The 13,044-nt window shown below is 73.3% G+C and carries 13 protein-coding genes; 5 read left to right on the top strand and 8 right to left on the bottom strand.

Annotated features, from left to right (window positions below; genetic code table 11):
• Positions 1 to 53: 53 nt before the first annotated feature.
• The gene (locus ACFVHO_RS08645) at positions 54 to 446 is read left to right on the top strand and encodes a hypothetical protein (protein ID WP_385711591.1); all 393 of its coding nucleotides are present in this window, start codon (positions 54 to 56) and stop codon (positions 444 to 446) included.
• A 142-nt stretch (positions 447 to 588) separates the two neighbouring features.
• The gene (locus ACFVHO_RS08640; RefSeq protein ID WP_385711589.1) at positions 589 to 2,025 is read left to right on the top strand and encodes a S28 family serine protease; all 1,437 of its coding nucleotides are present in this window, start codon (positions 589 to 591) and stop codon (positions 2,023 to 2,025) included.
• A gap of 199 nt (positions 2,026 to 2,224) precedes the next feature.
• Here ACFVHO_RS08640 and ACFVHO_RS08635 read toward each other — a convergent pair whose 3' ends face one another.
• The 3 genes from ACFVHO_RS08635 to ACFVHO_RS08625 all read right to left on the bottom strand — a co-directional run bounded on the left by ACFVHO_RS08635 (position 2,225) and on the right by ACFVHO_RS08625 (position 5,982).
• A complete protein-coding gene (locus tag ACFVHO_RS08635; protein ID WP_385711587.1) occupies positions 2,225 to 2,854 on the bottom strand; it encodes a hypothetical protein in 630 nt (209 codons plus the stop codon).
• A 124-nt stretch (positions 2,855 to 2,978) separates the two neighbouring features.
• Positions 2,979 to 4,760 (bottom strand): glycoside hydrolase family 3 protein, encoded by a 1,782-nt coding sequence (locus ACFVHO_RS08630; protein ID WP_385711585.1) that lies wholly within the window; start codon positions 4,758 to 4,760, stop codon positions 2,979 to 2,981.
• Between the two features lie 295 nt (positions 4,761 to 5,055).
• Complete coding sequence (locus ACFVHO_RS08625; RefSeq protein WP_385711583.1) at positions 5,056 to 5,982, bottom strand: LysR family transcriptional regulator; 927 nt, start codon at positions 5,980 to 5,982, stop codon at positions 5,056 to 5,058.
• Positions 5,983 to 6,161: 179 nt separating this feature from the next.
• On the opposite strand from ACFVHO_RS08625, the gene ACFVHO_RS08620 reads away from it, so the two are divergent.
• The gene (locus tag ACFVHO_RS08620; protein WP_385711582.1) at positions 6,162 to 7,121 is read left to right on the top strand and encodes an EamA family transporter; all 960 of its coding nucleotides are present in this window, start codon (positions 6,162 to 6,164) and stop codon (positions 7,119 to 7,121) included.
• The gene (locus tag ACFVHO_RS08615; RefSeq protein WP_385711580.1) at positions 7,118 to 7,915 is read left to right on the top strand and encodes a MerR family transcriptional regulator; all 798 of its coding nucleotides are present in this window, start codon (positions 7,118 to 7,120) and stop codon (positions 7,913 to 7,915) included. The genes ACFVHO_RS08620 and ACFVHO_RS08615 overlap by 4 nt, the downstream gene beginning before the upstream one ends.
• A gap of 43 nt (positions 7,916 to 7,958) precedes the next feature.
• On the opposite strand, the gene ACFVHO_RS08610 is transcribed toward ACFVHO_RS08615, so the two are convergent.
• From ACFVHO_RS08610 to ACFVHO_RS08595, 4 genes are all read right to left on the bottom strand, one after another.
• A complete protein-coding gene (locus ACFVHO_RS08610) occupies positions 7,959 to 8,792 on the bottom strand; it encodes a sugar phosphate isomerase/epimerase family protein (protein WP_385711578.1) in 834 nt (277 codons plus the stop codon).
• Positions 8,793 to 8,986: 194 nt separating this feature from the next.
• Positions 8,987 to 9,925, bottom strand: coding sequence for a GNAT family N-acetyltransferase (locus ACFVHO_RS08605; RefSeq protein ID WP_385711577.1), 939 nt, complete (start codon positions 9,923 to 9,925; stop codon positions 8,987 to 8,989).
• A 120-nt stretch (positions 9,926 to 10,045) separates the two neighbouring features.
• Positions 10,046 to 11,071 carry an SMP-30/gluconolactonase/LRE family protein gene (locus ACFVHO_RS08600; protein ID WP_385711575.1) on the bottom strand — a complete coding sequence of 342 codons (1,026 nt, stop codon included), beginning with the start codon at positions 11,069 to 11,071 and terminating at the stop codon, positions 10,046 to 10,048.
• Positions 11,072 to 11,201: 130 nt separating this feature from the next.
• Positions 11,202 to 11,579, bottom strand: a complete 378-nt coding sequence (locus ACFVHO_RS08595; RefSeq protein WP_385711573.1) for a nuclear transport factor 2 family protein — start codon at positions 11,577 to 11,579, stop codon at positions 11,202 to 11,204.
• A 200-nt stretch (positions 11,580 to 11,779) separates the two neighbouring features.
• Between ACFVHO_RS08595 and ACFVHO_RS08590 the strand changes: the two genes are divergently transcribed.
• On the top strand, positions 11,780 to 11,968 hold the full coding sequence (locus tag ACFVHO_RS08590) for a hypothetical protein (protein ID WP_385711572.1): 189 nt from the start codon (positions 11,780 to 11,782) through the stop codon (positions 11,966 to 11,968).
• A gap of 16 nt (positions 11,969 to 11,984) precedes the next feature.
• On the opposite strand, the gene ACFVHO_RS08585 is transcribed toward ACFVHO_RS08590, so the two are convergent.
• Positions 11,985 to 13,037, bottom strand: a complete 1,053-nt coding sequence (locus ACFVHO_RS08585; RefSeq protein WP_385711570.1) for a LacI family DNA-binding transcriptional regulator — start codon at positions 13,035 to 13,037, stop codon at positions 11,985 to 11,987.
• Between the last annotated feature and the right edge of the window lie 7 nt (positions 13,038 to 13,044).

The raw sequence follows: 13,044 nt of genomic DNA, 5'->3' as shown, positions 1-13,044 counted from the left end.
GTTCGGCGTCCGTACGTCAGTACGCTGATACGGGGGTGTCGGGAGGGGCAGACGTGAAGAGTGGTCGGATACGGCGGAGCCTGGTCGCGGGCTCCGGCACGCTCGTGGCCGCAGTCCTGTTGGCGCTCGTGGGGCCGGGTGCCGGCACCGCCGCGGCCGCGGGCCCCTGCCCCGGTCACAAGGCCCGCACCCTGACCTTCAGCACCGGCAAGGTCGTGCTCTACAAGAAGCGCGGCTACGTCTGCGCCGTGACGTACGCCAAGAGCCCCGGCGCCCGCCAGAAGATGTCGATCAGCGTGCAGGCCCGCGGCAGCCGCCCCGTGCGCGACACCGGCACCTTCACCCGCCTCGCGGGCCCGGTGAAGGTGCACGCGGGACACCGCTGCGTCTGGGTCAAGGGCTCGGTGGGCCGGGCGAAGGTCAGCTCGGGCTGGATCCTCTGCTGACGTGCCCGAGATGTCCGCTCACCGGACACCTCCGTCCTGTCAGTGAATTTCCCTGAGTCCCGAATGTCCTCAATGTGCCCTGGTGTGTGGCGAGTTGCTCGGTTAGGTTCCGGTCAATCGCTGCGCCGACAGGGGAGGATGCATGCGCAAGACCCTCAGATGGGTGCTTTCGCTCGTGGTGCTCATAGGCACCGTGGGCTTCACCGGAGTCACGGCCACGGCGGCCACCGACGCCGAACAGGGCGCGCCCGCCGCCCAGAAGGACATCAAGGACCGGCTCCTGGCCATCAAGGGCATGAGCCTGATCGAGGAGAAGCCGTACGACGGCTACCGCTTCTTCGTCCTCAACTACACCCAGCCGGTCGACCACCGGCACCCCGCCAAGGGCACGTTCCAGCAGCGCATCACCGTGCTGCACAAGGACACCGCCCGGCCCACCGTCTTCTCGACCTCGGGCTACGGACTCAACACCAACCCGGGCCGCGCGGAACCCACCCGCGTCATCGACGGCAACCAGGTCTCCATGGAGTACCGCTTCTTCACGCCGTCCCGCCCCGCGCCCGCCGACTGGTCCAAGCTGAACATCTGGCAGGCCGCGACCGACCAGCACCGCATCTTCAAGGCCCTCAAGCCGATCTACGGCAAGAAGTGGCTGTCCACGGGCGCCTCCAAGGGCGGCATGACCGCCACCTACTTCGAGCGCTTCTACCCGCGTGACATGGACGGCGTCGTCGCCTACGTCGCCCCGAACGACGTCAACAACCGCGAGGACTCCGCGTACGACCGCTTCCTCGACACCGTCGGCACCAAGGAGTGCCGCGCGAAGATCGAGGCCGTGCAGCACGAGTCGCTCGTGCGGCGCGCGCCCATGAAGAAGCTGTACGCCGACTTCGCCGCCGCCAACAACCACACCTTCAAGACCATCGGCGGCATCGACAAGGCCTTCGAGGCCGTCGTGCTCGACGTCAACTGGGGCTTCTGGCAGTACCAGCAGTCGGCCACCGCCTGCGCCGACGTGCCCGTCGCCAAGACCGCCAGCGACGCCACGCTGTTCGGCTGGATCGACGAGGTCGGCGGCTGGGCCTCCTACACCGACCAGGGCCTCGAGTACTACACGCCGTACTACTACCAGGCCGGTACGCAGCTCGGTTCGCCCGACATCAAGCAGCCGTGGCTCAAGGGCCTCAGCCGCTACGGGTACCAGCCGCCGCGGAACTTCGTGCCCCGGGAGATCCCGATGAAGTTCCAGAAGAACGCCATGAAGGACGTCGACCGCTGGGTGCGGCACAACTCGCACCGCATGCTGTTCGTGTACGGCGAGAACGACCCGTGGGGTGCCGAGCCGTTCAAGCCCGCGCGCGGCGCCAAGCACGACTCGTACGTCATGACCGCGCCCGGCGCCAACCACGGTGCCAACGTGGCCGGGCTCGCCGCCGCGGACAAGGCCAAGGCCACCGAGCGGATCCTCGCCTGGGCCGGGGTGCCCGCCGCGCAGGCCGCCGAGGCGAAGCCGCTGGCTCCGTACGACGCGAAGCTCGACCGTCGAGACCGTGACCGCCAGCACACGCTGAGGCCGTAGGCCTCGCGGGGGCGCCCCAGTCCCACCCCTTTCCCGAAACTGGGGGCTCTGCCCCCAGACCCCCGCTCCTCAAACGCCGGAGGGGCTGGATTTTTCAGCCCGTCCGGCGTTTGAGGACGAGGCGCGGAGCGCCGATACGGGGTCCGGGGCGGAGCCCCGGTTTCGGGAAGGGGCGGGACTGGGGAAAGCCCCGCAGGGCCTACACCCGGACCGCACACCCCACCGGCCGCCCCCCACCCAGAGCCACGTACAACTGCGTGCCCGCGGGGCACAGATCCCGGGAGCGGGCCGCCGAGGCCACGCGGTATTCGGGGGCCCGGCGCCCCGACCCGTCGCAGGCGGTCTCCCGCACCTGCCCCCGCCCGGCCCCGTACACACAGTCCCCGACGACGGTACGAGGCCCACCCCCGGCCCCGGGATCCCCGGGATGGGGCGACTCCAGATTGCGCATGCAGGCGTAGCCCTGCGGCACCGCCCCGTCCCCGTCCTCGTCGACGGACGGCCGGTTCGCGCTGATGTGGAGGACGAAGTCGGTGCGCCCGGGACAGACGGGCCCGTCGGAGAAACGACCGCCGTGGCGGGCGATGACGCGCGCGGCGGCCCGCTCGCTGCCGCAGGGCACTTCGGTGAAGGACTTCAGGCCGCGGGAACTGCACTCGTCGGCGCCGAGGAAGACGGAACCGGGCCCGGACCCGGCGGATCCGGCGGGCGGGGTGTCGCCGGAGGGCCGGGCGCCGTCGGAGCCGGGGGACTTCTGACAGCCGGTGAGGGCGAGCGCGGCGGCGAGCAGCGCGCCGCAGCACGCCACCACCGCTCCTGACACCCGCATGGCCGGACCCCCCGACACGTCGCCATGTGCACCCAGCGTGACCCCGCGCGGCGGGCGCACGCCAGGCGCGCGGGGGGCTTTGCGCACGTTGGCCCCGGCGGCGGGGGCGGGCTGCGTACGCCCGCTACGCCTGCGGGTCGGGGTCGGCGTAGGGCTCGTACGAGAGGCCGTGGCCGATGGGGTACAGCACCTGCCCGGGGTCGTCCGGGCTCGGCACCGGCACGGGCAGGCGGCCGACGGGGCGGACGCGGCCGGCGATGACGCGGGCGGCGGCGCGCAGTTCGACGTCCGTCCAGGAGTAGGCGGCGAGCGCGGCCCGCACGCCGGGCAGCCGGGTCACGTCGTGCGGGGTGCGGACGGAGACGGTGATGACGGGGGGTGCGTCGGGGGCGGTTGTGAGGGCGGTCACGAGGGCGTGCTGGCGGTCGCCGTCCGTGACGTCGTACGTCGTGACGATCACGGCGTCGTGGGATCCGGACGCCGTCTCGGTGAGGGCCTTCTCGACGGCCTCCGGGGAGGGTTCGGTGCCGGTGCTCAACGCCGTGGCGGTGAAGCCGAGTTCGGTGAGGGCGGCGGCGAGGACCGTGGTGGGCGGTCCGGTGGTGCCGGACGGGGAGACCGGGTCGGCGCCGAGGACCAGGAGGCGGCCGTGGGCGGCGGGGGACAGCGGGAGCAGGCCGCCCTCGTTGCGCAGCAGTGTCGTCGTGCGCTCGGCGATGCGGTCGGCGGCGGCGAGGTGCGCGGCGCTGCCGACGGTGGCGTCCACCTCGTCCGGGGTCGTGTACGCCTGCTCGAACAGGCCGAGCTTCCGCTTGAGGCGGAGGATGCGCAGGACCGATTCGTCGATGCGGGCCTCGGTGAGTTCACCGTCGCGGACGGCCTGGAGGACGGCGTTCCAGGCGAGTTCGGGCTGCGGCGGGTGCAGCAGCTGGTCGACGCCCGCCTTGATGGCGAGGACGGCCACGCGGTCGTCGCCGTACTTGGTGCGCACCCCCTGCATGGAGAGGGAGTCGGTCACGATCACGCCCTGGTGGCCGAGTTGTTCGCGCAGGATGCCGGTGACGACGGGGTACGAGAGCGTCGCCGGGTCGAGCGCCGGGTCGAGGGCGGGGACCACGATGTGGGCGGTCATCACCACGTCGACGCCGGTGGCGAGCGCGGCGCGGAACGGCGGGGCGTCGAGCTCCTCCCACTGCTCGCGGGTGTGGTGGATGTGCGGGAGCGCGGAGTGGCTGTCGGTCTCGGTGTCGCCGTGGCCGGGGAAGTGCTTCACGGCCGGGGCGACGCCCGCGTCCCGGTAGCCCTCGATCTGCGCGGTCACGGCCGCGGCCACGGCGTCCGGGCCCGCGCCGAAGGACCGTACGCCGATGACCGGGTTGGCCGGGTTCACGTTGACGTCGGCGGACGGCGCGTAGTTCTGGAGGATGCCGAGCGCGCGCAGCTCGGCGCCCGCGATCCGGGCCGCCTCACGGATGTCGTCGGCGGCGCCGCCCGCGCCGAGAGCCATCGCGCCCGGCAGGAGCGTCGCGGGCGCGCCGATGCGGGCGACGATGCCGTGCTCCTGGTCCACGGAGAGCAGCAGCGGGATGCCCGGTGAGGTGTCGTGGGCCACCCGCTGCACGTCGTTGGAGAGCGTGGCGAGCTGGTGGGGGTCGCGGGTGTTGTGGGCCCAGCCGAAGTAGATGAGCCCGCCGGGGCGGTACTTGGCGACGGCTTCGGCGGCGGTGCTGACGCCCAGCTCCCGCTCGTTCAGCTCGATGTCGGCCTGGTCCGGGGCGCTCGCGTGGTGCCCGTACACATGCAGGACGAAGAGCTGGCCGACCTTCTCTTCGAGCGTCATGCGGGACAGCAGGTCGCGCGCGTGGGCGTCGTGGTCGTCGGGGGTGTCCTGGCCGCTGGTGGTCATGTGGGAGTCGTGAGGCACCTGCCACGGATATCCCGTGGGGTGCGGCGGGTCAAGGGCGGTGCCGCGACGGGAGCGGGGGAGGGGCCGCCACCGGTGCAAGGGAGGGGGCGCACCGGTGGCGGCGCGCTGCCGGCCACGGGCGGCGGAGAGGGTGGTCAGCGTTCGCAGCCAGCAGCGATGCCGACACCGCCTCGCGGAGACTCTCCGACAGCGTGCCCATTGGACGACGGGGCGCGCGTCAGGGTTCCCGAACTGCCCCCGATCGCCCGAAGTTGGTGCGGGTGGGAGTGCGGAGTCAGCCGGTGCCGCCCGGTGGGCCGTCGGCCGCGGGGACCCACTGCTCCCGCACCACCCGTACCGCCTCCGCGATCGCCGGGCGCCGGGCCGCTCCCGTCCGCCACACCGCGTACAGCCTGCGCACCGGCAGCGGGTCGAGCCGCACCGCCGTGACGCCCGCCGGGAGCGGGCCGCGGCCCAGGCGCGGGATCACGGCGACGCCGAGACCGGCCGCGACCAGGGCGATCAGGGTGGGGTTCTCCTCGGCGCGGTGCACGATGTCCGGCTCGCAGCCCGCCGTCCGCATCGTCCGCACCAGCCAGTCGTGGCACACCCGCCCCGGCGGCTGCGAGATCCACCGCTCGCCGCGCAGCTCCTCGCGCCGCACCGACGTCCGCCCGGCGAACCGGTGCCCGTCCGGGACCAGGAGGTCGCACAAGTCGTCGCCGATCACGGCCTGTTCGACGCCGGGCGGCGCGGGCAGTGGCGCGATGTCCCAGTCGTGCGCGATCGCCAGGTCCGCCGCGCCCTTGGCGACGAGGTCCACCGACAGATGCGGCTCGATCTCCGACAGGCGCGTGTCGAGCGCCGGGTGGCGGCGCGCGAGCTCCGCGAGCACCCCGGGCAGCAGGCCGCGCGCCGCCGACGCGAACGCGAGCACCGTCAGGCGTCCGGCCGGGACGCCCCGGCGCTCCTCCAGGTCCGTCTCCGCGCGCTCCACGATCGCCAGCAACTCCTGTGCCGCGTCCGCGAGCCGCACCGCCTCCTCGGTCAGGGCCACGCCACGGCCCCGCCGCTCCAGGAGCGTCGTACGGGTCTCCCGCTCCAGCTTGGCGATCTGCTGGGACACGGCGGACGGCGTGTAGCCGAGCGCTTCGGCTGCGGCGCCGACGGTGCCGTGGACGGACACGGCGTGCAGGGCGCGCAGCCGGGCGAGGTCCAGCACGGGGTCACCTCGTCTCTCCGCGGTTCTCTGCGGGTCTCTGCGGTTCTGCGGTTCTGCGGTTCTCTGTGGTCGGCGTCCGCCGCGGGTGACGCCGGGACACCACTCCTAAGCAACGCTTCAGACAATCATGAAGAAACTCGCGCTGGTGCTGAACACTCGGGTCGCGTGATCCTCGACGCATGCGCCCCACCCACATCCTCCTCGCCGTCCTGGTCGCCGCCGTCTGGGGCGTGAACTTCGTCGTCATCGAGATAGGCCTCGACCACTTCCCGCCCCTCCTCTTCTCCGCCCTGCGCTTCCTCGTCGCGGCGCTGCCCGCCGTGTTCTTCGTCGGCCGCCCCAAGGTCGCCTGGAAGTGGCTGGTGGGCGTGGGCCTCGCGCTCGGCGTGGCCAAGTTCGGGCTGCTGTTCATCGGCATGGACGCGGGGATGCCGGCCGGTCTCTCCTCGCTCGTGCTCCAGATCCAGGCCGTCTTCACCGCCCTGATCGCCTTCGCCGTCCTCGGCGAACGCCCGGCCCGGATCCGGGTGGTGGGCATGGCCGTCGCCCTCGCGGGCATCGCGGTCGCCGCCGTCCACGAGGGCGCGTCCGGGCCGCTCACGGCCTTCGGCCTGACCGTCGCCGCGGCGGCCTGCTGGGGCGTGTCGAACGTCCTCACCCGCAAGGCCGCGCCGCCCGACGCCCTGAACTTCATGGTGTGGGTGAGCACCGTCCCGATCCTGCCGCTGCTCGGCCTCTCGCTGCTCTTCGAGGGCCCCTCGCGCGACCTGGACGCGCTGCGCTCCCTCGACTGGCAGGGCGTGGGGATCATCGTGTACGTCGCGTGGATCACGACCGTGTTCGGCTTCGGCGTCTGGGGGTACCTGCTGCGCCGCCACCCGGCGTCGACGGTGGCCCCGTTCTCGCTGCTCGTGCCGGTCTTCGGCATGTCGTCGGCCGCCCTGTTCCTGGACGAGTCGGTGGGCGCGCTCCAGTGGTGCGCGGCGGCGCTCCTCGTGGGCGGGGTGGCGCTCGCCTCGCTCCCGGCAGGGCGCCGGGCGCCGACCACGCCCACGCCCCGGCGGCGTACGCCCACTTCACCGGACGCCCCGGCGACGTACGCTGACGAAGTGATCCCGGAACCCTCGTCCCGCGCATGACCCCGCGCCCCGCGCGGCACCTGCCCAAGGCCCTGCGCCCCGTCGACCTGGCCCGGATGGCCGGCGTCTCCACCCAGCTCGTACGCGACTACGCCGACGCGGGCATCCTGCCCCCCACCCCCCGCACCCCCTCCGGCTACCGCCGCTTCGCCCCCGTCCACGGTCGCGCCCTGCTCACCTACCGCGCCCTGGCGAAGGGCTTCGGCCCCGAGACGGCCCGCGCGGTGATGCGGGCGGTGCACGCGGACGACGTACCGCTGGCGCTGACCCTGCTGGACGCGGCCCACGCGGAACTGCACGCGCGCAGGGAGGCGCTGCGGGCGACGGGGGCGGCGTTGGAGGCGGTGGCGCGGGAGGGAGCGGCGGGGTCGGGGCCCGCTGGAACGGCGGCCGCCGGGGCCGGGTCCGCCGTGGCCGCGGCGCCGTCCCGCGTGGACCTGACCGTCGGTGAGGTCGCCGCCCGCGTCGGCGTGCGGGCGTCGGCGCTGCGGGTGTGGGAGTCGGCGGGCCTGCTCGCGCCCGCGCGGGAGCGGGGTACGGGGTACCGCCGCTACGACGCCGCCGACGTCCGCGACGCCCGCATGATCACCATGCTCCGCCAGGCCGGTTACGCCCTGCCCGCGATCCGCCCGGTCCTGGACGGCCTGCGCGAGACGGGCAGCAGCGAGGCGCTGCGCGCGGCCCTGGCCCGCCGCCAGGAGGAGCTGACGCGGAGGTCACGGGCGATGCTGGCGGGGGCGGGGCTGCTGGACGGATATGTGGGCGGGGGCCCGGGAGAGGGCGAGGGGGCCTGAGCCGACCGGGACGCGGCCCTGCGCGTGAGGCAGGGGCGTCCCCTCAGGCCGACTCCGTCAGCAGCCGTGCCAGCAACTCCCGCCCAGGGCCGAGGAGTTCGGGCAGCGGCGCCGCACCCTCGTGCCACCGCTTCTCGTACTCCCAGCACAGCCAGCCGTCCCAGCCCTTGCGGGTGAGGTGTTCCACGCACTCGGCGAGGGGCAGGACGCCCGCGCCGAGGGGGAGCGGGGTGGTGTCGTCGGCGCTCGCGATGTCCTTGACCTGGACGTAGCCGAGGAACGGGGACAGCGTGGCGTAGGTGTCGGCGATCTGTTCACCGCCGAGCCAGGTGTGCATCAGGTCCCACAGGGCGCCGGCGTTCCGGTGGCCGACGGTGCCGAGGACGCGGGCCGCGGCGGCGCCGGTGCGGTGCGAGTCGTGGGTCTCCAGGAGGAGGCGGACCCCGGCGTCGGCGGCGTGCTCGGCGGCGGTGCCGAGCCGTCGCGCGGCCGTCGCGTCGGCCTCGTCGAGCTGCTCCTGGGGCGGCTCGGTGCCGTCGGCCGGGGGGCCGTCGGGGAATCCGCCGGGGAAGACACGGACGTAGGGCGCGCCGAGGTCACGGGCGAGGGCGAGCAGCGCCTGGATCTCGTCCAGGACGGGCTCGTCGTCCCCGGGCGCCGCGACCCGCGCGTACCCCGCGACGCCGAGGACGTCGATGCCCGCGTCCTTGAACCCGGCGGCCACATCGGCCCGTTCGGTGAGCCCGAGGCCCGGGTGGACGGGCTCTTCGGGGTGTGCGCGCAGCTCGACGCCGTGATAGCCGTGCGTGACGGCAAGCCGCAGTACGTCCGGGACGGGCATACCGGGTACGCCGAGCGTGGAGAAGGCGAGTTTCATGGCCGGACTTCTTTCCCGAGGAGAGCTACGGAAACGCCCCCGGCAGGGGGCGAGACGTCGAGGACCGGGGTGCCCCGTAAGGGGCGCGGGGAACTGCGCGACAAGCCACGACGAACCCGCACTCGCGCGACCCCCGCAACCGGGCAGACGCTAAGGCGACGACCCGCACCCCCGGACGGGGGCACCCAACGCCGCTAAAGGGCCCCGCTCTGAACCTGCAACCGCCAGTCCTGCCCCACCAGATCCGCCCCGAACGACCGATGCGCCTTCTCCGCGACGAGCACGAACCCGTGCCGCTGATAGATGGGCCGGGCCGAGCTGAGGACGTCGTTGGTCCACAGCACCAGCTCCCGGTACCCCACCCCCCGGGCGAAGTCCACGACCGCGCCGACCAGCCGGTCCCCGATGCCGAGCCCCCGCGCCTCCGGCTCGACGAGCAGCAGCCGCAGCCGTGCCGTGCCGGGCGCCTCGTCGCGTACGCACATCACGCACCCGACGGGACGCCCGTCCAGCTCGGCGATCCACACCCGTTCCAAGTACGGGTCGTGGTCCTGGGCGAAGTCGGCGACGATGCGGGCGACCAGGCCTTCGTAGTCGGCGTTCCACCCGTACTCGGCCGCGTACAGCGCGCCGTTGCGCTGCACGATCCAGCCCAGTTCGCCCGCGCCGGGCTCGCGCAGGAGCACGTCGTCGGCGCGGGGCGGGCGGCGGGTGCCGTCGGACAGGATGCCGCGGACGGTCGCCATGGCGGCGGTGAGCCGCCCGCGCTCGGCGGCCGGAACCGTCGCGAGCAGCGAGCCGACCGCCTCCCGGGACCGCTCGTCGAGCAGCTCGGCGGCGGTGCGCCCGCGCGCGGTGAGCGTGACGCGCCGCCGCCGCGGATCCCGCTCCGAGGGCGCCCGCTCGACCAGGCCGTCCTCCTCGAACTTGGCCAGGATGCGGCTCAAGTACCCGGCGTCCAGGGAGAGTTCGCCGCGCAGGTCGGCGACGTCGGTGCGTGGCGAGTGGGCCAGTTCGTACAGCACCCGGGACTCGGTGAGGGTGTAGGGCGCGTACAGGTGGCGGCTGTAGTCGAGCGCGCCGATGAGATTCGTGTAGAAGCGGTTGAAGGAACGGATCTCCTGAACGCTCATGCGCTGCCACCTCACCCGGCCGGGATCCCGAACCCGGACCCGGGACCTCGGATACTTGACTCAGTCAGAGATATGTCTCCGAGCATACGACGGGAACCGGCCAGGAGCCATGCCCCGGCGTCAGCTGTCGGCGACCCCCCTCCCGGCCTTGGCCCCGGGCAGCGGCACGGCGACGACGTCGTACGTCGTGTCGGGCGTGGGCGGGGTCGTGAAGCGCGCGTTGACGAGATAGAGCCGGTCGCCGAAGCGCGCGGCGGTCGCGGGGATGTCGAAGCGGGGGTCGGTGAGGCGGTGGCGCAGGGCGGCGGTGCGGGTGTCGGCGCCGAGGCGGAACCCGGTGACGAGGTTGAACCGGTTCTGCACCACGAACAACGTGCGCCCGACCCGCACCAGACCGTCACCGTTCGGCACGCCGTCCGCGCCCTTCAGACGGATCTCGTCGGCGTGGCCGGTGCGCGGGTCGACCCGGTAGAGGCGGCCGACGGGCTGGCTGCTGACGACGATCAGCGCGCGGCCGTCGGGCGTGGACGTGATGCCGTTGGCGTTGAAGACGTCGGGCTCCTGCTGCCAGTCACCGCCGAGCGGCAGCCGCAGGACGTCTCCCGGCGCCGCATCGCGCCCACGGGGCACCCCGTACAGCACCCGATCAAAGGAATCCGTGAACCAGGCCCGGCCCTCCGCCAGATGAACATCATTGATGAAGTGGCCGGTCTCCGCCGCGAGTCGATACGTGGCCACGATCGCCCCGGTCCGCAGGTCGAGCACGCGCGCGGTGCCGCTGGCACCCCCGGCGACGTACAGCAGCCCTTCCCTCCCGACCTTCATCCCGACGGCCGGGACCCCGGGCACGCCCGGGTGCAACAACTCACCCCGCCCGGTGCGCAGATCGGCCCGGTACACGGCCCCGGTGCCGAGCGAGCCCAGATAGGCGTACGGCGCTCTGCCGATGGCGATGCCCTCGGGCCGGAACCCGTTGGGCAGCGGGAAGGTGGTGGGCCAATCACCACCCCCGGACGCGGCGCGCGCGGAGGCGGTGTCCGTACCCGCGGCGAGGGCGACCGCGGACGCGACCGCACCGACGAGCACGGCGCGACGGGCCGGACCGGACAGCTCGGCCCCACGGGCCGAAGGGATCTGTGGGCTCATGACTCAACTCTCCGTATCAACTGGAAGGGAGGAGACGAACTCCCCTTCAGCTTCGGCGAGCAGAGCCCACTTGGGTACCCGGAGTTCCCGCCGGTGTCACGGGTTCACCGGGCGAACGGAACCAGGCGCCTCAGAAGCCGGACGGCTTGATCTCCCCGGCGAAGACGATGATCTGGTCGATGAGGCTCCGCCGCAGATGCACCACATCCGTCCCCGCGAGCCGCGGCCCCCCGTCCGGCGTCGTGAAGACCCACCGGTACCGGGCCCACTCGTCCGGCATGTCCACGGCGGAGCACCGCACCATGGTCCCGGCCCCCGCCGGATGCCCCCGAAGATCCAGCACGAACCGCTCGACCTCCTCGATCCCCTCCCGCCGCCCGAGCGGCCCCCAGAACACCACGTCCGAGGTCAGGGCCTGGGAGAGCAGCGTCGTCACCCGACTGTCGTCCGGCGCGTTGAAGGCGGAGATGAACGTGTCGATCGCGGACTGCGCGGCCTCTTCCTGCATGCATCAGTAGTACCAGCATTCGCCGGGGAACTCGCCCCCACCGTCACGCCCCTCGGGCTGTTTGAGACTTTTCGCGTTCTTGACATCGCTGACCGGCCACAATCCGCAAAAAGTCCCCAAAGGAACTTCAATGAAATGCTGGAACCCACGAGAGGGCGGCGGCATCGGCCCCGCCCCGACCGTGCCTGTGGGAGGCCGTCGTGAAGTTCGTGCTCGAAGTCGATGTCGACGACGCCGCGTCGGCGGAGGACACCACCCGGGAGCTGGGGCGCGTCCTGCGCTACTGGGCGGGCAACCTGCGGTACTACGCCATGGAGCCGGGGGTCGGCGAGACCGTGCTGGACTCGGGGCACCGGGAGGTCGGCCGGTGGACGATCGTGGGGAGTTGAGGCGGGGCGGGGGGCGTCAGGTCCGGCGTGGGGTTCCCGTGGAGCCGCGCACCATCAGCTCGCCGTGGACCGTCGCGATGCCGCCGGGCGGCTCCTCCTCGCGGCCCATGGCGATGCGGCCGGCCCGCGCCCCCGCCTCGTACAGGGGCAGGCGGACCGTCGTCAGGGCGGGGACCGCGTCGATGCTGAAGGGGAGGTCGTCGAAGCCCGCCACCGAGACGTCGCCGGGGATGGACAGGCCGCGGTCGCGCAGGGCCGCGCAGGCGCCCAGGGCCACCGTGTCGTTGGCGGCGACGACGGCCGTCAACTCCGGGGCACGGCGCAGGAGTTCGAGGGTGGCGTCGTAGCCGGAGCGGCGGTCGTAGGGGCCGTGCAGGGTCAGGCGGGGGTCGTCGGGGACGCCCGCGGCGGCCAGGGCCTCCTGGTGGCCCTCCAGGCGGTGCCGGGTGGTGGTGCGCTCCGTGGGGCCCGCGATGTAGCCGATGCGGCGGTGGCCGAGGCCGATGAGGTGGTCGGTGAGGCGCCGTCCGCCGCCCCGGTTGTCGAAGGTCAGGGCCACCGCGTCCGGGGCCTCCTCGGCGGGCGGCCGCCCGCACAGCACCACCTGCGAGCCCGCCTCGCCGAGCCGCCGCAGCTTGCCGCCGATCGCCGCCGCGTGCGGGGCGTCCTCGATGGCGCCGCCGGTCACCACGACGGCCGCGGCCCGCTGGCGCTGGAGCAGGGTCAGGTACGTCAGCTCGCGCTCGGGGGAGCCGCCGGTGTTGCACACCACCGCCATGCGCTCGCCCCCGGCACGGCCGCCCGGTCCTGTGATCTCCGACTGGACCGCGCTCGCCATGATCCCGAAGAACGGGTCGGCGATGTCGTTGACGAGGATGCCGACCAGGTCCGAGGTCGCCGCCGCCAGCGAGCTCGCGGGGCCGTTCAGGACGTAGTCCAGGTCGTCCACCGCGCGCAGTACGCGCTCACGCGTCGCCGCGGCGACGGGGTAGTTGCCGTTCAGTACGCGGGACACGGTGGCGGGGGACACCTGGGCGCGAGCCGCCACGTCCGCCAGGGTCACGGTCATCTGTTGG

This window comes from Streptomyces sp. NPDC127108 (genome assembly GCF_042677545.1).
Taxonomy (GTDB): Bacteria; Actinomycetota; Actinomycetes; order Streptomycetales; family Streptomycetaceae; genus Streptomyces.
The sequence above is the reverse complement of the archived record's forward strand: the minus strand, read 5'-3'. Positions and strand labels throughout refer to the sequence as shown.